This window comes from Pseudoalteromonas fenneropenaei (genome assembly GCF_042643375.1).
GTDB lineage: Bacteria > Pseudomonadota > Gammaproteobacteria > Enterobacterales > Alteromonadaceae > Pseudoalteromonas > Pseudoalteromonas fenneropenaei.
Genome location: NZ_JBHRSD010000014.1, coordinates 197,890 through 217,137 on the forward strand (window position 1 = coordinate 197,890; position 19,248 = coordinate 217,137).

Below are 19,248 nucleotides of genomic sequence, written 5' to 3' on the forward strand. Positions count from 1 at the left end.
CATTATTGCATTAAGCGTAGTGAAGGAAGGCACAATTCGCCAATTCAGGTGTTTTGATTAATTCCCTTTGATGGTGGAAGGGGTTGCACCAGTCCAACGTTTGAAGGCGCGGCGAAAATTACTTAAGTCACTGAAGAGCAGTGCGCTTGCAACATCTTCATTGCGTTGCTGTTGCTCAACTAAACGTAGCATGGCTTGCTGGCGCAAAAGGCGGTCTTTGATTTCCACTAAGCTGGTGTTGTGTTGCTGCAATTTACGTTTGAGCGTGGCTTGGCTGATGTTGAGCTGGAGCGCCAATTGCGCAAGGCCGAGTTTTGGCTGGCGTAATAACCGCCATTCCAAGCTTTGAATAAAGCCAAGTGGGCGAGGCTCAAGGGCTGCGGAGCGTTTTAAACGTGTAACCAAACTACTTAAAGCGCCGGGTTGCGCAAGCGACAGATCACTGCGTTTAAATACCACACTAAAATCATGGTGATTAAAACTTACATCGAAATGGATATGGCTATGGTACTGCTCTATGTGCGCCGGAGCTGGATACGGGAAGCGGATCTCGGCGTGTAAAGTTGGCAAGCGCCAGCGGCAAAATCCAGCAATGACACTGGCAAGCAGCTCGTAATAAAAAGGTTTTAGTGCCTGCGCTGGGTCTTGAATCGCAAAATTAAAAAACAGATGCCAATGCTCAGCAGTGGTGAGCCGATGCGCATAACAGTAAGGAAAATACTGCGGTTGCAGTATGCTCAGTACGCGTAATAATTGCTGCAAGTTTTTGCAATGGCATAGCAACTGGCTGTGATACCCAGCTAAGGTATGAACATAAAGTTGTCCGGTAATAAAGCTGAGTTCGGCATTGTGGTGTTTGAGCGCATTTTTAATGACGCAATCAAGTTGGTTAAGGCTTACCGCGTGCACTTTGGTGCCAAGATCCGGATAAAACAACTTACTGCCAGATAACAATTTATCTGGATGCGCACCGCGCTCTACTGCAAGCTCAACTAAGGGCAGTAGCACTTGTAACACTGGTAAGGTGGCGTGATGCGCTTCCAACATTTAGGCAACCAAGGCTTTTTGCTGGCGACAGTGGTCGTGTAATCGTGCCATTAGGGTGTCGAGCGTATCGTCGTGCTCTGGTGTGAGGCAATGCCAATCAACCGCGCTGATATGGCAACATTCACGCTGCTCATTGTACACTGGATGGTGGTTAATCATTTCAGCAATGCGCTTGGCGGCCGCTTGTGCGGTGGGGAGCGAGCCGTGGCTGAACAGCACGATAAACTTATCGCCTGCATAGCGGCAAACTAAGTCGCCATCAGGCAAATTAAGGCTGATCAATTGACCCACATCGCGTAATAAGCGGTTGGCTTTCACTAGGCCAAATTCGCGGGTGAAATGGGCAAATTGTTTGATATCAAACAGCCCTACACAGAATCCGCTGCCGTGCTCGCGTTGGATATACAACTCACGTTGCAGCTGCGCTTTCATATAGTCGGCATTGTACAAGCCCGTAATGTAGTCAAGGTGACTGTGGCTGCGATAAAAACGCTCTTTTTTCATCAAAGTTTGGTTTAACAGCGTTTGTTCTTGATACCATAAACGAGCTGCAACACTCATTAAAATCATCCCAACCACAGCTGGGTAAGCTTCAATATTAGAAAACCAAGCCGAGTCGTCAGCAAAACGCACAAACTCATCGAAAAAATCCAACAAAGTTGACACCAGTAATGCACTCAGGCCAAAAAACATCCAATTGGTTACGGCGCCTTTGGGTCTGGCGCATAAGGTGGTGGCAAGCCAGATCAACACCATCAGGCAGATCCCACCTTCGCCGATTGCATCTAACCAAGTGATCTCGTGAGTTTGCTTGGGTTTACCAAACAAAGTTGCAAGGCTACAAGTCAGTATAAGTAACACGCCAAGGCCAAGCCACAGCGAGCGGTGAAGTTTGAACAGTGAGAAAGTTTGCATGTGCCACATCAATTAACTGGATTTGTCGGCATTACAGCACAGCTGCAACAGCACAATTGAGGTCAGATTAGCTCAGCAAAGCAGACAAAATGATGACAACGTCGCGGCAAACAAGAAAAAAACGCCAGAATAACCGTTGCTGTACCTAACTTCTCTAGGTCATTTCAGCTCAGTACAGTCATAAAGTGGTGTAAAAAAGCCCGTTTTTACCCGAGTTCTCAAGGCATAGTGAGTTTATTGCAATATTCACGTCATTTTTAGGCCGTAGTTTGCCTCTCGGAATAAACGGCAGGCGCCGTTTACAACTATCATCCTTTCTGTGCGAGTAATAAAAAAATGGATCACAATCTACCGTCTACGTTGTCGCGAGCTGTGTTGTCACTGGCTGTGGCGAGCAGTTTGTTCTGTGCCGTGGCTGAGGCTAATACCTTGCAGGGGCGAGTTCAGGACAGCAAACAAAAAAACAACTTTGAAGGGGCTGAAGTTGTTATTAAAGAGCTGAACAAGCGCGCTTACTCTGGCCGTGATGGTCGTTTTACCCTGACTCAGTTACCAGCAGGTAGCTACACCTTACAAGTCAATTACATAGGTGCAGAGCAAACGGAGCAAGTGATCCAAATTCAAGATGGCCAAACCACCACTGTGGGTATTGCACTACGTGCTGCGGATACGCAACTTGAAGATGTGATTGTAATTGGCCAGCGTGCAGGCCAAGCAGGTGCTATCACGCGGCAAAAAAATGCCAATGGCATTAAGTCTATCGTAAGCGCCGACGGTATTGGCCAATTACCAGACCAAAATGCTGCTGAAGCGTTACAGCGTTTGCCTGGGGTATTTATTGCCCGCGACCAAGGTGAAGGGCGCTTTGTGGGTATTCGCGGTATTGACCCCAATCTTAACAGCGTGACCATCAATGGTGCGAACGTCCCATCGCCAGAAGCCGGTGTGCGCAGTGTGGCGATGGATGTGATCCCAAGCGAGCTTATTCAAAGTTTAGAAGTGAGCAAAACTGTGACGCCAGATATGGACGCGGGTGCGATTGGCGGCAGTATTGAAGTGAAAAGCCTAAGCGCATTTGACCGCGACGGGCAAAGCTACAGCGCCACATTGCAGGCGGCACATAATCAGCAAGTGAGAGAAACCAGCCCTAAACTGGCCGTGAGTTTTAGTGACGTGTATAGCTTAAATGCGGGCAATGAGCTTGGGGTGGCAACAGCCGTGTCGTGGTTTAAACGCGAGTTTGGTTCGCACAATATTGAAACCGACGGCGGTTGGATGGAGCTAAGCCTAGATGATGCAGAAAGTGGCGATGAGGTAAGCTTTTTTGGTGCCGAAGAAATTGAACAGCGCCATTATTTGATCACCCGCGAGCGTTTAGGTGCGGCACTGAATCTCGACTTACAACAAGGCACCAACCACAAATATTACTGGCGTACTTTGTACAGCAAATTCTCTGATGATGAATACCGTCTTCGCAATGAATATAAATTTGCCAAAGGTGATGTGGTTTCTCACAGCGACAATGGTGCAAGCTTTAGCGACGCGAGAATGGACCGCGATACCAAAGACCGTTACGAAGAGCAAAAGATTTTCTCAACCGTGCTAGGTGCTGAACATCAACTACAAGATTGGCTGGTGGAATATAGCTTAGGTTATAGCAAATCAAGCGAAGCTGAGCCGGATCGTCTTGATATCAGTTTTGCAGGCAAAAAATTAGACTTAGGTTATACCTTAGGTGGTGAAACACCTGTACTAAGCCAATCCGCCAAAGCCCATGATTTAGGGATTTTCGCGCTAGACGAGATAGTATCTGAACACAACTTATCGGAAGATGAATCAACCACCCTACGCTTGGATGTTAGTAAAGACTTACTGCTTTATGGTAATAACGCTGAAGTGAAGTTTGGTGCCAAATACCACGACCGCGACAAGTTTAACCGCGTTGATGCTAAGGTTTATATCGATGGCTTTGATGATGTGCTAGCAAGTCAGTTTGCAACTGAGACGCCAGATTTCAGCTTAGGTGAATTTGGCCCAGGTTTGAACCGCGGTGCACTACGTGATTATTTCCGCACTAATCGCAAGCAGTTTGAATTGAATCAGCAAGAATCAGAAGTTGAAACCAAAGGCCGCAGCTATGAGTCGTCTGAGCAAATTTTTGCCGCCTACGCCATGCTTACCGTCGATATTGGTGACCTTAATGTGATCACTGGGCTACGTTTTGAAGACACCCAATATGACACCAAGGGCTATCGCGTCGAGCTAGTTACAGACGAAGTGGCCGACAATGCCAACGTGAATATTAACGCGTGGCAAGCAGAGCAAGATTACCAACATTGGCTCCCAAACTTAACTTTGAAATATGCGCATAGCGATAAACTGCAAAGCCGTTTTGCCTATACCAATACCGTGGCACGACCAACCTTTGGTGATGCGGCAGCCAGTGCGTTAGTAGAAACCGAGCGCACAGAAGACGACGGTAAAGTCAAAATCAAACGTGAAGCGGAAGTGGGTAATCCGAACCTGAAACCTTACGAAGCGACCAACTTTGATGCCTCGTTAGAATATTATCCGGGCAATATCGGAGTTATGTCGGCGGGGGTGTTCTATAAAGACATCGACAATTTTATCGCCAAAGCCGAAGTGCAAGATAACGGCCAATGGGATGGTTTTAAAAAGGTGATTCAATCGGTCAATGGCGGCGCTGCATCACTCAGTGGTATTGAACTGGCCTACAGTAAAAACTGGCAAAATGGCTTGATGTTGAGCGCCAATGCGACCTTTGTTGATGCTGACGACAAGCTGCCAAACCAGTCTGATACCGTTGGCAACCTGATGTTAGGTTATGAAAACAATTACTTAAGTGCGCGTTTAAGTGCGACGTATAAGAGCGAGGCCTTTTTGTTCGCAGAAAATGACGCGGACGTATTTGAAGACAGCCACACTCAGGTTGACCTTAGCATGAAATACTACTGGAACGACCATGCGCAAGTGTACTTTAACGTCACCAACTTAACCGACGAACCTATGTATCTGTATCACGGCAGTAGCCGCTACAGCTATCTCTATGAAACTTACGGCCGCTCTTTTGAGCTTGGCATTACCTTCACATCATTCTAATCTGTTGGAGCTGCTGGCTGCGGCCAGCAGGATATTACTATGAAAACCTTGTTGCGATTAGCGGGTTGCGCGTTGTTGCTAAGTCACACAGTGCAAGCAAGCGATACTATTTCATTTTTAGCGTTTGGCGACGGGGGTTATCACCCCGATTATCCAAAAACTAAACATATTAAAAACCCTCGTAATGAAGCGGCTTTTATTGCCGCAGAGCGCCAAGATTGGCTAGCGGATCATCGTCCTGCCAGCGAGTTTGATCATACGCCAATTTATGTTTACCCAGGCACTGAGATAGCCTCAGAGCACACTGGCGCTTTGGTGGTTGGTCAGGCTATGGCAACGCTTTGTAAAGCCGCCAAATGTGATTTTGCCATTCAACTTGGCGACAATATTTACCCCGATGGCGCAGATGCGGGCGATGGCAAAGACGACCAAAAGCGCATGGACGACCTTATCAAAAAGCCGTTATTGCCATTGTTTGCAGTTAAACCGGACTTAATGGTGTACTCGGCACTTGGCAATCATGATTGGAAATCCTCCCGTAAAGGGGTGGCATTGCAATTGGCATGGATGAACAAAGAGGCCAATTTTACCTTAGGTGAAAAAGGGTACTACAGCTACAAAGTGGGTACACCCGGTGCTGATGTCGAGTTTTTTGTGTTAGATACCAACATGTTGCTCTCGGGGCAGCATTATTACGATATTCCTTTACGTGCGGACGGCACAGAGCAAGGCTTAGCCAGCGCCCTTGCCAGTGGCCAAGCCGAAGTAGAAGAAATTGAAAAACACGAGACGCCGTTAAATGGAGAAGACCATCAACAGCTTGCTTGGTTAGCATCAGGTTTGAAGCAGTCAACCGCGAAGTGGAAAATCGTCTATGGCCACCATGTGCTGTGGTCAATTGGCGGCACTAAATACAACGAAGCCCATGTGCTAAGAAAAATCCTTCTGCCGGAATTGTGCGAATATGCCGATGCTTACATTGCTGGTCATGAGCATGATTTAGAACTACTCACTGATGATTGTAGTCGCGTGCTTGGCAAAGATAGTACGCGTCCGCCTTTACCACTTATCATCAGTGGTGCTGCCGCGAAAATGCGTGGCGTACATACGCCATTTGCCAAGGCCCAAGCCGCACATTACCCAGAATACGCGTTACTTTGGCATAAAGCCTTTACTTGGGGGTTTGCGCATATCAGTTTAGATAACCAAAAAGATGAGCTGCAACTACAGTTTTACTCTACGCCACGCGACCAAAGTGGTGAATTAATCACGGAAGCGGCGTTTAGCTTTAAACATCGTAGTCAGTAATTAAACTCTTCTTTCTCATTCCCACGCTCTGCGTGGGAATGCAGTTATGTGTTCGCACGAGAACGTATAGGCATCATTTTTGCTTGAAAACTGGACAGATATGAAAGGAGTTCAGTTATGAAAATATCAAATAATCAAGCTATTTACACCATGCCCAATACAATGCAAATAAGTAGCAAGCAAGATGCTGTTGCTGCAAAATCGTTTGCTATCGAGACTGAAACGCAACAAGACTTACATGCTAATACAGGTTTAGATATGAGGAATATTTCACAACAAGACCTTAAAACCTTAGCGAAAGTGACAGGAGATGATCGCATATGGCAATACATTCCTTTTGAAGCGTTTGAATTTAACGGTGACACGTTAGTCGGTGTAGAAAATAAAGATTATCTAGGGGCATTGGAGCGCAGAATTGAGTACAACCGCATTACTGGGCAAACTACGCAAGGCTATGAAGCGACCTTAGCTGCTCTCAAAAGTTATCAGGGTTATATTTTACCGAAAAACATCAAAACAACGGCCTAGTCCTTCTTCTCGTTCCCACGCTCTGCGTGGGAACTCGGAGAATGTAGGTATTCGCTTGGTGGAAATCGCATTTCCACGTAGGATTTGGAAATGAATTCTGATGCATTCTTACAAGGATATTTCACTCTATGTTACAAAGATTTATCGCTAAACAATTAGCAAATCCATCGGGTTGGTTTGGCCGTTTTGTGACCGCCAAATGGCTTGAGGACAACAACGTTTTAATGAACCAAATGACGTTAGATACTCTCGCGATTGAGGAAAATACCCAAGTCTTAGAAATAGGCTTTGGTAGCGGCCATTTACTCTCTTTATTATTAGCCAAAAAGTGCTCGGTGACTGGCATTGAACTTTCGTCAGAGATGCTGAAACTGGCTACTAAGCGCTTTAAATCTAAACTAAATGTAGGTCAATGTGCGCTGCAATTAGGTGATATTCAAGCGCTGCCATTCAGTGCACAACAATTTGATGCAGTCTGTAGTGTTAATACCTTGTACTTCTGGTCTGACCCAGATAAGGCGTTACAAGAGTGTCATCGAGTGCTTAGGGCACAAGGTAAATTGGTGCTAACATTTGATGCTAAGTCCAGTTTGGCAGCTTGGTCAGGGTCTAAATATGGTTTTCGACTTTATGAATGTGATGAAGTTGAAGCTCTGCTCTCACGCAATGGCTTTGCCAATATAACTTGGCAAGCAGCCACTAACCCCGCCAGCGGCTTGTTTTATGTGGTTTCTGCCACGGCATTGTAGTCTTCTGCGTGGGAACAAATACCTGCGCGGATACCCACATAATTCCCTCCTGTAGTAACGGGTTATTACCCAAAGTGCTTACATACCTGCTTTAATGGTAGTGATACAAAACAACCAAGGTAGGACAATCCATGAAAATTTTAATGATCACTGGCGACTATGTAGAAGATTACGAAAACATGGTGCCGTTTCAGGCTTTGCAGGCATGCGGTTATCAAATTGATGCGGTGTGCCCGAATAAACGTAAAGGCGACACCATTGCCACCTCAATTCATGATTTTGAAGGGGCGCAAACTTATTCGGAAAAACGCGGCCATAACTTTACCTTAAATGCCGATTTTGCCAGCGTCAAAGCAGACGACTATGCGGCACTTTACTTACCGGGTGGCCGTGCGCCGGAATATCTACGTTTAAACCCAGAGGTGATTGCCATTATTCGGGCGTTTGCAAGCGCCAATAAACCAATTGCGTCTATTTGCCACGGCCCGCAATTGCTCACTGCTGCAGATGTGGTGCGTGGTAAGCGGGTATCGGCGTATCCTGCTTGTGAGCCAGAGGTGAAAATGGCGGGCGCGGACTATGTGGCATTAGAGATGGATCAAGCCATCACCGATGGTAATTTAGTGACTGCGCCAGCTTGGCCTGCGCACCCTGCATTTTTGCAGCAGTTTATGGCTTTGCTGTAAAATTTTTAACGGAGGTAACATTATGTGCCAGTTGTTTATTCACGCGGACCCAACTCTTTGGCAAAGCAGCACACGTTCGCTACGCATTGATGGGGTGGTTACCTCCATTCGTCTTGAAAGCTATTTTTGGCAAATTTTAGATGAAATCGCCTTGCGTGATGGTATGAACGTGACGCAATTGATCACAAAGTTGTATTTAGAATCTTTAGATGCCGACCATGACATCAGCAATTTTACCTCGTTTTTGCGAGTGTGCTGTGCGCGTTTTCTGTCACTGTTGGCCGATGGCCATTTGCAACGGGAACCGCTACAAGCGCTTGAGGAGGTTGATGCCAAACAACTGATGCATAGCGAAGCGCAAGACATGCAGCGCCGTGCGCTGTGGCAACTGCCCTCAAAGCCAGAACAACATTAAGCTGGGGGCGTTATGCAAGATTTTCGCGATACCTTATTGAATGACCTGAGCGTGCTGATTGGTAAGCGTAATGTGATTACCGATCAACAAAAAATCCAACCCTACGCAACGGGGTTTCGGGTGGGGCAAGGCACTGCGATTGCCGTGATTAAACCTCGCACGCTGTTAATGCTGTGGCAAGTGTTGCAGTTGTTGGTGAAAACCGATGTGGCAATTGTGATGCAAGCTGCCAATACAGGGCTTACTGGCGGTTCAACACCTGCTGAAGGGATGGACCGCGATACGGTGATCATCAACACCTTAGCGCTGACTGATATTCAATTGCTACCCGAGCAACAGCAGTTTGTTGCCTTTGCTGGAGCCAGTTTATTTGCGCTAGAAAAAGTCCTCGACCCTCACGGCCGCGTGCCCCATTCAGTGATTGGTTCGTCTTGCATCGGCGCGTCGATTGTTGGTGGGGTGTGTAATAATTCCGGCGGTGCGCTGGTGGAGCGCGGGCCAGCCTATACTGAGCTGGCGCTTTATGCGCAATTGGATGAACACGGTGAGCTGCATTTGGTTAACGAGCTAGATATCGCATTGGGTGAAACACCCGAAGAAATACTCGAAAATCTTCAAGCGCAGCGCTACCAACTCAAAGACATTAAAACCACCGCAAAAAAAGCGTCCGACGGCGACTATAAAACTTGGCTGCGAGATACCCAAAGCCCTACGCCTGCACGTTTTAATGCTGACCCGCGACGTTTACACCAAGCCAGTGGCTGCGCGGGCAAGCTGGCGGTATTTGCGGTGCGACTCGATAGTTTTGCCAAGCCAGAACAAAAAACCACTTTGCTTATCAGCACTAACAGCGCAGCTTGTTTAACTGAACTACGCCGTGACCTGTTAGAGAAAATGCACGAATTGCCGATATCGGCGGAATATTTACATCGCGATGTAATTGACCTTACTGATCATTATGGTCGCGATACCATGCTGATTTTAAAACACTTTGGCACCAGCGTGATGCCGCGCTTTTTTAATCTGAAAAAATCGCTGGAACAGTTTTGTCAAAAGTTTGCACTCACGAATGAGCGGACAATTGATTGGCTCAGTAATCGAATGGCGCGGCTATTACCAAGCCAAGTCCCCGATTATCTGCAAACGCTGAAAAGCGAATTTGAGCATCATTTGATTTTAACCGTTAAAGGCCACTCGCTTGCCGAAGTGCAAACGCGCTTAACGCAGTTAAGTCACACCCACAGTTTAGCGGTAAAAAGCTGTAACGATGCCGAAGCTAAGCAAGTTTATTTACTGAGGTTTGCCGCTGCTGGCGCCGCTATCCAGTATCAAAAACTTCATCATCAACACACTAGTGGCTTGCTGGCATTAGATATTGCCTTGCCACGCAATTGTCAGGATTGGTTTGAGCGGCTACCCAAGGCACTCAGTGAGAAAATCGCACAGCGTTATTATTACGGCCACTTTCTCTGTTATGTGTTCCATCAGGATTATATTGTCAAAGCGGGGTTTGACCCAGACGAGGTTAAAGCGGAACTGTTAGCGTTTATTGATAGTCGTGGTGCAGAATATCCAGCAGAGCATAATGTCGGTCATTTATACTTGGCCAAGCCTGCCTTGGCGGCGCAATATCAAAAGCTCGACCCGACCAATCGTTTTAATCCCGGTATTGGCAAAATGTCAAAGCAAAAATGTTATGGCGTATGTCAGCATGGCGACAAGCAAGGGTAAACCACGACTTGTCGCCATTTAACATCCTTACACCTTAAAGTCGTGAGGATTAATTCGTGAGAATTAATTAGTGAGCAAGGTTAAATTCGCCACACTGCGCACACCTGCGTGGCTCATATAATCGTTTTTGATCCCTTCAACGCGTAGGCGTTTGCCGATAAGCGCAGGGTTCAATGCTGGGCTATAAGCATCACGTTGGCTTGTTTCAAGCTTCACGTACAAGGTTGCTCCCGCATTTTGGCTATCTGCCAATTCAAGCGCATATTGGCCATTAATGGCGGCTTTGATCACCCCAGTTACAACCACCGGCGTGCCATTGGCAAGTGCTAAAACATCAGTGACTGAGTTGTCACCCGTTTGATCGGGCAGATTGGCATTACTCACTTCTTCAATCAGCGAAACTTGGCGCACCCCCGGTTGGCTCATATAGCTGTCACGTACGCCTTTAATCAACAACTGCGCACCTAATATGCTTGGGTTAAGCTGTGGGCTAAATTGATTGCGTTGACTGGCCTCCAGTTTAATGTTGATGGTAAAACTTGCATTGCTGTTGTCTTCAAGCACTAAGCCATAAATATCATTCATTGCTGATTTAACGCGGCCAGTCAGCTCAATGCTGCTGCCTTGTGCCGAGGCAAGTGCTTGCTCAACTGACAATGAAGTAGGGGCTAATTTAATCTCAGAAACGTTTCTGACCCCAGCGGCGCCCATATAGCTGTCGCGCGTACCCGTAACAATAATGTTTTGGTTGAGAATGTCAGGGTTAAGCGTGGGACTAAAGTCGTTACGCTGCGCGCTTTCTAGCTTCACATTTAAGTGTAAAGTGCTGTCACTGGTATCTGTTAGCTCAAGGCCATAAATGTCGTTCACTGCAGCCGTTACTTTACCTAAGATCACTAATGGCGTGCCGGTGCTGGCATTTAACGCCGTAGCCACCGAAACCGTACCAACAGGCGTTGGATCAGGGTTTGGCTCAGTGGTTGTGGTGCCGTATGGGGCATTGTAAGCGTTGTTTTTAAATGTATCGGTATTCCACGCGTTGTAACCACTGGCTGGAGTGCCCCAAGGTTGACCATTATTGGGGTCAGTCATTTCCGTACTAGCCATCGGTTGTGGTGTGGCAAAACCACTGACATGGCCATTGTTACCATCAAAATGACTATACGCTTCTGGCGTGGCGAGCCAATTGACGATGTTAACTGCTAATACTGCGGCATTGCCGGAGTCAGTCCAACCTGGGTAAGTTTTTTTGGTGTTGCCGTTATCTTCACGGCGATATTTTGGCGTAGCGTCTTCAATTGGCGATGAGTCGCCGATAAACGCCGCTTTACCGGCACCAGATTTCGCAATCGCGGCGTAAGGGCCTTCGGCTGTGCCACCAAAATAGAGACCTGCATCTTTGGCGTTCGACCACTTCACTGGGCGATCAGAAGCCGAAAAATACACTAAGCCTTTGGCTTTGGTTGGGTCAACAATACTGAGCGTTGCACCACCGGCCATTAAAATAGGTTGTACACCTGCAGTAATGCCTTCGGTTTTGCTGCTTGGTTCAATGCCGCTCACCCCTTGTTTGTAATCCACGGCGTTAAAGCGAAAACGAATGCCGAAGTTTTCCACTAACCAACCTTTGCTGGCATCTTTCGGATTACGCCAATCACCATAGGCACCACCTAATTGATATTTGATGAGATCTGAGCGGTTATAACCGTTAAAAACTTCAGTGGCATCCCAGGTATTAAGGTTACGGTCGGCGTCATAGTGGTCAGCGATAAAGAAAATGCCTTTACCGTCAGCGACAAATTGCATTAGCGCTTGTTGTTCTGCCAAAGTGAAAGGACGGTTTGATTCGGCAAGCACGAATACGTCGGCAGCTTTAATCGCATCGTAGCTAATAATGGCTTCGTTTTGGTTGGTTGAATTACTACGGTCGTCAAAAAAGCGAATGCGACCGTCGTTATTTAAGTCCACTCCGCGGTATTCTTTGACGGTATAGCCCAGTGCCACTAAGGCATCGGCAAAATCCGAAAAGCCGCCGTCAATGACCCAGTCGGCATTGCCTTCCACACCACCGTGAGAGACATCAAACAACACGGTTTTGCCGTTATTGTTGCTGGCTGACGGGGTTTTAATGGGCGCAAGATTGTTCCAGCTATAGGGGTCAACTGCGTAAGCGCTTGATATCGCGAACGACGTAACAAGCAATAAGGTTGTTTTTAGCAATGGCATTTTCATCACTCAATTCCTGTTGTGTTTTGAATGTTTGTTGGGGTTTGGTGCGCGAGATTGAAAAGGCCCAACGGGCCTTGTCAAATTGGGTGCAATTACGGCTGAGAGGGCTGAGAGAGATCCAGCTGATAAATTGCAAAGCCATCGGCGTTGGTTTGTCCGGTTGGCAAAATGTGTGGAAATTGCTCCGCGTAGCTCACGGTTTTATCGTTATTGGCACTGATAAAGGTGATGTCGACATTAGGCACTGGGGCAAAAGTCCAGTTCATATCTGCTGAAGGGTCTAACCCTTGGCCCGCATTTTGAGTGCTTTGGTATTCAATGTAATCAGCCACCACTTGGCGGTTTTCATTCGGTGAATCCACCACAATCTTGCTGGCGTTAATATTAGGAAAGTTACCGCCACCCGACGCGCGATAATTATTGGTTGCAACTAAAAACGCCGCATTTAAATCAATCGCTTGGTTGTTGTAGCGTAAATTAACGATACGTTCGCCATCAGAGACTTTCTCACCTTTGGCGTTGTAGCGGGCGGGTTGCGTCACATCAATTTGATAAGTCACGCCATCCAGCACGTCATAGTTGTAAGAGGGGAAATCCGGATTGATCAGCGCTTGAGCTTGGGTAGCCGTTGGGTTGATCTGATTAAACTGACCTGCTGACATTTCAAGCCATTCTTTGACTTCGCTACCCGTCAGTTTTAGTACTTTTAACACATTCGGGTAAATGTATAAGTCAGCAACGTTGCGATACGCAATATCACCCACTGGGATTGAGGTAAAATCTTCAGAACCACCACGGCCGGCTCTAAACGGTGCGCCCGCAGAAAGAATAGGTAGGCCTTCAAGCTCAGTACCTTGCACTATTTTCTGGGTATACCAAGCTTGCGCGTCGGTCACGATTTGGATTGAAGGGTCGTCATTGACTAGCGCAAAGTAGCTGTAAACTGGCGCGGTAATTCTTGCAAATGGCTTGTTGACCCATTCTCTGGTGGCGTTGTGTTCTGGCATCACCGCGGCTTCGACTTGTGCGTCATTTTCAACCAGAGCCACGGTTTGCTTGTTTTCGTCGGTGCGATAAATCGGTTGTAGCTTTGATTGTGAGCTAACTACTTGCCATTGCTTGTCTTTGTATTGCAGAGTTAAATCGATAACACCTAAATTATTGCCCCAAAAGCCCGGCATGACTGCGGCAACACCATTAATTGTGCCTTTTTCTATGTCTACGCCTTTGTCTGTCATATTGGCATAACGAGAGCCTGGGAAGTCGGCATGAGCGTGACCAAACATAATGGCATCGATGTCGGCTACTTTAGACAAATGATAACTGGCGTTTTCCGCCATAGGTTTATCATCACCCGTTTCCAAACCTGAATGCGGAATAGCAACCACTATGTCGGCGCCTTCAGCTTTCATTTTTGGCACATAGAGTTTGGCCATTTCCACTATGTCTTTAGCAATCACTTTGCCTTCTAAATTGGCTTTATCCCACTGCATAATTTGAGGTGGTAAAAAGCCAATAAAGCCAACTTTAAGTGTATGGATTTTACCGGCATTATCTTTAAAGGATTTTTCTAAAATCACATAAGGCTTAAATAGTGGCTCGTCGTTGGCGCTGTTGTCGTCCCCATCGTATTTAAATACGTTAGCGGAAATATATGGGAAGTTGGCGTCGTTAATGGCTTCTTGTAAAAAAGGTAAGCCAAAATTGAATTCATGATTACCGATGTTTGCCACGTCATAGTTTAAGGTGTTCATGGCTTTATAAACGGGGTGAACCTCACCTGTGTTAAGCTTATGGATCTTTGCCATATAATCGCCAAGCGGGCTGCCTTGAATTAAATCCCCATTATCAACCAGCACTGAGTTGGCCACTTCTTCACGGGCTGCGCGGATCAGTGCTGCTGTTCTTACTAAACCCACTTTGTCATCTGTAGAATCACTAAAGTAATTAAAATTCAGCAGGTTGGCGTGAAGATCTGTAGTCTCTAAAAGGCGTACCGTCATTTGCGCGCCCTCTTTGACTTGATTGTCGTCTTTATCTGAGTCTGAGCATCCAGCAAACAAAGCAGCAGTACCACAAATAAGCGCTAACGGGAGGTGTTTTATGTTCATAGTCCTTTCTCATGATCAATTTTGAGCGGCAAATATAGAACATCAAAAAGACAATTTAACGAAGATTAGATGGCAGCTAGATGCCAAAAATATGGCAATTTGGGGACAGGCTTGTGGCTTTACAGCTACGCCGCCTATTTTCTTTTCGCACAATGACTAATTTAGTGATATTTTTCAGTAACACGCTGTGCAGATTGAAAATTACCGCTATGTCTGAAGAAAAAAAATGGACACTGAAAAGTATTGCTTTGCACCTTGGTGTGTCTAATGCCACGGTTTCTAATGCGTTTAATCGACCAGATCAACTATCCAAAGATAAGCGTCAGCAGATCTTAAAAGCCTGTGAAGAGCTGGGCTATTTTGGGCCAAATAAAGCAGCGCAATCTCTACGTAAGGGCACTTCTAACATCGTTGCTTTGGTGTTGCCGGACAGCGTGGAATATATGGTGTCTGATCCGGTTGCCAGTAGTTTTATGCGTGGTGTCGCTGGCATCATCGAAGAAAGAGGCAATAACATCCTGTTATTTTCCGGCACGCAAGACAACCTCAATAATGTTGTCGACTTTGTTGATGGTTTTATTTGTTATGGCCGCCCGCGAAACCTAAATTTGTTTGCGCATTTAAGTAGTGTGACCAAACCTGTGGTGACTGTCGATTTTGATTTACCGAACCGTGCTTCGGTCAATATTGATAACACCCAAGCGGCGTATGACGCAGCCAGCAGCGCGTTAACGCAACCCCAAGCGCAGGTTGCAATATTGGGTTTACGGTTGTTAGATACCAATGTGGTGTGCCGTGTATATGATGAAAATTTACCTGAAGATTTAGGCACTTCCATTGCTCATCAGCGTTTGGCTGGATATCAGCGCGCGCTACGAGAAAAACATCTGACATTTTTGCCAGAACTACTCTGGAGTATTCCAGAAAGCAGTGAAAAGTACGCTACGATAGCCGCGCAAGAGGCGCTGTCATTAACGCCAAGACCTAACGTGTTGTTATGTATGAGTGATTTAATCGCGCTCGCAGCAATGCGGGTGGCTAAAAGTAAAGGCATACGTGTACCTGAAGAGCTTAAAATTGTTGGTTTTGATGGCATTCAAGAGGCGTTACTTCATAGCCCAAGTATCACTACCATACAACAAAACAGTGTCGAAAAAGGTAAAACCGCAGCCTTGCTGTTTTTAGAGCGCTCAACGCAAAAAGTGCAACTTGGCTACAAGCTTATTCAAGGTCAAAGTAATTAACTATATATAGCCGTCGTGTTTCAACATGTACGGTTGTTGGCTGTGCTCATGTAGCCCACTCACTTAGTCCCGCTAAGCTCATGGGCTTGATTCACTTGCCGCCTAGGTGCATTTTTGAAATCCACTGGGTGTAAACCTGTACTACTTGAAAGCATATAGGTATCGCGCAGCCCAGCAGTCAGTGTTGTCTAGCAGTAATTGGATTAGCAGCAACTGGTTTAGCTGTAACTAGATAAATCTAAGCGTATAGTCACTTGCTCGGCTTCTTCTACAATCAAGGCCTGACGGGTTGCAAGGTTAAATTGCAGCGCTAATGACGTGGTTTTTTCAGTCCATTTCATAATCGCAGTCGCACCACTCGCAAGAAACGAAAATTCGCCGTCAAACGCGCTGTGGGAGTTGCGCAGGGCAATCAGTGCCAGTAACCCCTGTGTCACGGTTTTCGCTTTGGCAGAGGTTAAGGTCTCAGGATCAATATAAGGGCGGTTGATATCCCGGCCGACATTGGTTTTTGCCAGTAAATCCATATCGTTACTTAAAGTGAGTAAGCCACCGTAATACACTTGTGGTACACCTGGGGCAAAAAATTGTATGGCGCGCGCCAGTAAATAATGGAAATTGTCCTGTCCTAGCGCATCGTAATAGGTGCAATTCACTTGGTATAAATCAACATTGCTTGCCGCGGCGCCCGTGGCTTTACGACTTTGCCCTTGGCTCTTGTCGTGAATGGTTTCAACTAAGGCATCAATTTGCGCTGCATTCAACAGCCCCGCTTTATCCCCAGCAGGACCTGCGTCAATAATACCGATGCCATCATGGGTATCCAGCACAGTTAAACAGTTGCGCGGCGCGATTTCCAACCATTTAAATAATGCCGTGACATCTTGGCTAAATAAGGTGTGGAGGATAAGTGGCGGCAGGGCAAAATCATAGACGCGGTCAACGCGCGTGGCGACGTTTACTTGGGTTTGATAATGGCTGTGAATTTCAGCCACCGTTTCCATGCCTAACTCGTTGGCTCGCTTTGACAATGCATTGACGAATGCAAACGTTTCATCGAGCATAAAGCAGCTGGTGCCGGCTTTTTTAATCGCGTAACCTGCGGCATCTAAGCGAATGATTTTTACCCCATTGGCGGCAAATAACTGCAACACTTTTTCTAAATAAGCTTGTCCGGCAGGGCTGTAAACATTGATATCAATTTGATTGTCAGTGAATGTGGTCCAAAAGTTAATTTCGCGACCATCTTTCAAGGCTTTTTTGCTAAAACAACTGCCGGGGCGCGGGCGATAGATTTGCTTTGCTTCCTCTGGCGTAATGCCAGCGGGGAAAATATCTTGTTCTTTTAAAAACAAATCCCAAAACTCAGACGCCTCAGCCTTTTCTAGCACATCCTGAAACTCAGGCGATTGAGCCGACATATGATTGACGATGAGATCAGCCATGATCTCAACTTGATCACTGAGTGCTTTAACATCAGTCCACGTTCCTAATCTATGGTCGACTAAGCTGTGGTCTATGGGGTCAAACCCGGCATCGCTGCCGTCAATAGGGTAGTAAAATGGCAATATGTGAGCGCCCCCAAATACGCCGGAAAACTCCTTTTTTATTAATGTTTCCAGAGTGTTAAAGCCACCACCTGAGAATCTATCAACATATGTGATTAGCTGGACTTGATTTTTCATAATGTTTCGCTCAAAGTTTACTCATGACTTAATCGATTAAGTTAATCATTAATCAATGGGTCAAAAACTGCAAGTACTAAATCCTAAAAAACCATTAAACAAGGTTAGCCTGTTGAAAATTAAGTACTAAAATACTTCAGTAGACAGCGACGTTGCTGCTGATTGCAAGCTAACTAACTAGAGAACAACGAGGCCACATATGCAGCAAGATAGCCCAACCCATTCAAATCACGCCATTCGTTGGCTGACCTTTATGATGTTCCTGATGTTTGCCATGACGTCTGACGCAGTCGGGGTCATCATTCCAACTTTAATCAAAGATTATAATTTGTCGATGACAGAGGCCAGTGCCTTTCATTATGCGCCGATGATAATGATAGCCTTAAGTGGCCTTGGACTTGGCTTTTTGGCGGATAAGTTAGGTCGCAAGGCAACCATTCTGATTGGTTTGGGTTTATTTGCGCTGTCATGCTTTTTATTTGCAATTGGTGATAGCTTTGCTTTTTTTGTAGTTTTACTTGGCCTAGTTGGTACTGCCATTGGGCTTTTTAAAACCGGTGCCATTGCTTTGCTTGGGGATATTTCAACCACCAGTAAAGAACATACTAAGACCATGAACCAAGTCGAAGGTTTTTTTGCAGTCGGCGCTATTATTGGCCCTGCGGCCTGTAGTTTTATGCTCGCCAAAGGCGTGAGTTGGACTTACCTGTATGTTGCCGCAGCAGTATTATGCTTGCTGCTGATTGTTGTGACCGCCAAAGCCTCCTTCCCCAAGCCGCATACTGTGGTTCCAAGTTCAGTGGGTTTTGCGCAAACCCTTGCTGCACTTAAAGATCCGCTCGCGTTGTTTTTTTCGCTGGGGATTGCCTTATATGTTGCTACAGAAGTCGCGATTTATGTCTGGATGCCAACCTTATTACTGGATTATCAGGGAGATATGACATGGCTTGCCGCCTATGCGCTGACGCTCTTTTTTATTTTGCGCGCAATTGGGCGTTTTTTGGCGGTGTGGTTATTAAATCAGTTTCGCTGGCAAACTGTGATGGTGTATCTATCTGCCGCAATTAGCTTATGTTATCTCGCCACCCTTATTTATGGGGTCAATGCGGCGGTATTTGCCTTGCCTTTGTGTGGGCTGTTTATGTCGATGATTTACCCAACCCTCAACTCTAAAGGGATCTCTTGTTTTGCAAAACATCAGCATGGTTCCATTGCGGGGGTGATCTTATTTTTTACCGCGGTTGCCGCAGCGGTTGCACCATTTTTAATGGGTGTAGTGAGCGATCACTTTGGCCATGTTAAGTATGGTTTTTATCTTGCCACTGGGTTTGCTATTGGGCTGTTTCTGCTAATGCTGTTTAATTGGCTGCGCGACCCTTCCGCAGCAAAACTCGCACCGCATGCTTTAGGTTAAATTTTATACTTCTCAATAGGTTAAAAAATAGTTTGTAAAATACGTAAAAATTTAATTGCAAAGTCG

14 protein-coding genes are annotated in these 19,248 nt (G+C 46.2%); 9 read left to right on the forward strand and 5 right to left on the reverse strand.

Annotated elements, in window-relative coordinates; all coding sequences use genetic code 11:
* Positions 1-57: 57 nt before the first annotated feature.
* Both ACFOEE_RS09045 and ACFOEE_RS09050 read right to left on the reverse strand, forming a co-directional pair.
* Positions 58-1,047, reverse strand: coding sequence for a helix-turn-helix domain-containing protein (locus ACFOEE_RS09045; protein ID WP_377123389.1), 990 nt, complete (start codon positions 1,045-1,047; stop codon positions 58-60).
* The gene (locus ACFOEE_RS09050; protein ID WP_377123391.1) at positions 1,048-1,962 is read right to left on the reverse strand and encodes a GGDEF domain-containing protein; all 915 of its coding nucleotides are present in this window, start codon (positions 1,960-1,962) and stop codon (positions 1,048-1,050) included.
* Between the two features lie 336 nt (positions 1,963-2,298).
* On the opposite strand from ACFOEE_RS09050, the gene ACFOEE_RS09055 reads away from it, so the two are divergent.
* The 7 genes from ACFOEE_RS09055 (at position 2,299) to dld (ending at position 10,499) form a co-directional block, all read left to right on the forward strand.
* Entirely contained in the window at positions 2,299-5,082 is a 2,784-nt protein-coding gene (locus ACFOEE_RS09055) for a TonB-dependent receptor (RefSeq protein WP_377123393.1), read from the forward strand.
* A 39-nt stretch (positions 5,083-5,121) separates the two neighbouring features.
* Positions 5,122-6,390: a metallophosphoesterase gene (locus tag ACFOEE_RS09060; RefSeq protein ID WP_377123395.1), complete on the forward strand. Its 1,269-nt coding sequence runs from the start codon at positions 5,122-5,124 to the stop codon at positions 6,388-6,390.
* 117 nt (positions 6,391-6,507) lie between these two features.
* Positions 6,508-6,918 (forward strand): hypothetical protein, encoded by a 411-nt coding sequence (locus ACFOEE_RS09065; RefSeq protein ID WP_377123397.1) that lies wholly within the window; start codon positions 6,508-6,510, stop codon positions 6,916-6,918.
* 128 nt (positions 6,919-7,046) lie between these two features.
* Positions 7,047-7,667, forward strand: coding sequence for a class I SAM-dependent methyltransferase (locus ACFOEE_RS09070; protein ID WP_377123399.1), 621 nt, complete (start codon positions 7,047-7,049; stop codon positions 7,665-7,667).
* Between the two features lie 131 nt (positions 7,668-7,798).
* A complete protein-coding gene (locus tag ACFOEE_RS09075; protein WP_377123401.1) occupies positions 7,799-8,353 on the forward strand; it encodes a DJ-1/PfpI family protein in 555 nt (184 codons plus the stop codon).
* A gap of 22 nt (positions 8,354-8,375) precedes the next feature.
* Positions 8,376-8,768, forward strand: a complete 393-nt coding sequence (locus tag ACFOEE_RS09080) for a ribbon-helix-helix domain-containing protein (RefSeq protein ID WP_377123403.1) — start codon at positions 8,376-8,378, stop codon at positions 8,766-8,768.
* A 12-nt stretch (positions 8,769-8,780) separates the two neighbouring features.
* Positions 8,781-10,499, forward strand: coding sequence for a D-lactate dehydrogenase (dld, locus tag ACFOEE_RS09085; RefSeq protein WP_377123405.1), 1,719 nt, complete (start codon positions 8,781-8,783; stop codon positions 10,497-10,499).
* A 63-nt stretch (positions 10,500-10,562) separates the two neighbouring features.
* Here the strand turns inward: dld and ACFOEE_RS09090 are convergent, their stop codons facing one another.
* Together ACFOEE_RS09090 and ACFOEE_RS09095 are read right to left on the reverse strand one after the other, a co-directional pair.
* On the reverse strand, positions 10,563-12,731 hold the full coding sequence (locus ACFOEE_RS09090; RefSeq protein ID WP_377123407.1) for a DUF6359 domain-containing protein: 2,169 nt from the start codon (positions 12,729-12,731) through the stop codon (positions 10,563-10,565).
* An 89-nt stretch (positions 12,732-12,820) separates the two neighbouring features.
* On the reverse strand, positions 12,821-14,839 hold the full coding sequence (locus ACFOEE_RS09095; RefSeq protein WP_377123409.1) for a bifunctional 2',3'-cyclic-nucleotide 2'-phosphodiesterase/3'-nucleotidase: 2,019 nt from the start codon (positions 14,837-14,839) through the stop codon (positions 12,821-12,823).
* Positions 14,840-15,048: 209 nt separating this feature from the next.
* Between ACFOEE_RS09095 and ACFOEE_RS09100 the strand changes: the two genes are divergently transcribed.
* Positions 15,049-16,083 carry a LacI family DNA-binding transcriptional regulator gene (locus tag ACFOEE_RS09100; protein WP_377123411.1) on the forward strand — a complete coding sequence of 345 codons (1,035 nt, stop codon included), beginning with the start codon at positions 15,049-15,051 and terminating at the stop codon, positions 16,081-16,083.
* A gap of 218 nt (positions 16,084-16,301) precedes the next feature.
* Here ACFOEE_RS09100 and gtfA read toward each other — a convergent pair whose 3' ends face one another.
* A complete protein-coding gene (gtfA, locus tag ACFOEE_RS09105; protein ID WP_377123413.1) occupies positions 16,302-17,768 on the reverse strand; it encodes a sucrose phosphorylase in 1,467 nt (488 codons plus the stop codon).
* A gap of 199 nt (positions 17,769-17,967) precedes the next feature.
* Between gtfA and ACFOEE_RS09110 the strand changes: the two genes are divergently transcribed.
* Positions 17,968-19,182, forward strand: coding sequence for an MFS transporter (locus ACFOEE_RS09110; RefSeq protein ID WP_377123415.1), 1,215 nt, complete (start codon positions 17,968-17,970; stop codon positions 19,180-19,182).
* The last annotated feature ends 66 nt before the right edge of the window (positions 19,183-19,248 follow it).

Excerpts from the sequence above, each read along its gene's own strand:
- ACFOEE_RS09045 (WP_377123389.1), bottom strand. The coding sequence starts at position 1,047 with ATGTTGGAAGCGCATCACGCCACCTTACCAGTGTTACAAGTGCTACTG.
- ACFOEE_RS09050 (WP_377123391.1), bottom strand. The coding sequence starts at position 1,962 with ATGCAAACTTTCTCACTGTTCAAACTTCACCGCTCGCTGTGGCTTGGC.
- ACFOEE_RS09055 (WP_377123393.1), top strand. The coding sequence starts at position 2,299 with ATGGATCACAATCTACCGTCTACGTTGTCGCGAGCTGTGTTGTCACTG.
- ACFOEE_RS09060 (WP_377123395.1), top strand. The coding sequence starts at position 5,122 with ATGAAAACCTTGTTGCGATTAGCGGGTTGCGCGTTGTTGCTAAGTCAC.
- ACFOEE_RS09065 (WP_377123397.1), top strand. The coding sequence starts at position 6,508 with ATGAAAATATCAAATAATCAAGCTATTTACACCATGCCCAATACAATG.
- ACFOEE_RS09070 (WP_377123399.1), top strand. The coding sequence starts at position 7,047 with ATGTTACAAAGATTTATCGCTAAACAATTAGCAAATCCATCGGGTTGG.
- ACFOEE_RS09075 (WP_377123401.1), top strand. The coding sequence starts at position 7,799 with ATGAAAATTTTAATGATCACTGGCGACTATGTAGAAGATTACGAAAAC.
- ACFOEE_RS09080 (WP_377123403.1), top strand. The coding sequence starts at position 8,376 with ATGTGCCAGTTGTTTATTCACGCGGACCCAACTCTTTGGCAAAGCAGC.
- dld (WP_377123405.1), top strand. The coding sequence starts at position 8,781 with ATGCAAGATTTTCGCGATACCTTATTGAATGACCTGAGCGTGCTGATT.
- ACFOEE_RS09090 (WP_377123407.1), bottom strand. The coding sequence starts at position 12,731 with ATGAAAATGCCATTGCTAAAAACAACCTTATTGCTTGTTACGTCGTTC.
- ACFOEE_RS09095 (WP_377123409.1), bottom strand. The coding sequence starts at position 14,839 with ATGAACATAAAACACCTCCCGTTAGCGCTTATTTGTGGTACTGCTGCT.
- ACFOEE_RS09100 (WP_377123411.1), top strand. The coding sequence starts at position 15,049 with ATGTCTGAAGAAAAAAAATGGACACTGAAAAGTATTGCTTTGCACCTT.
- gtfA (WP_377123413.1), bottom strand. The coding sequence starts at position 17,768 with ATGAAAAATCAAGTCCAGCTAATCACATATGTTGATAGATTCTCAGGT.
- ACFOEE_RS09110 (WP_377123415.1), top strand. The coding sequence starts at position 17,968 with ATGCAGCAAGATAGCCCAACCCATTCAAATCACGCCATTCGTTGGCTG.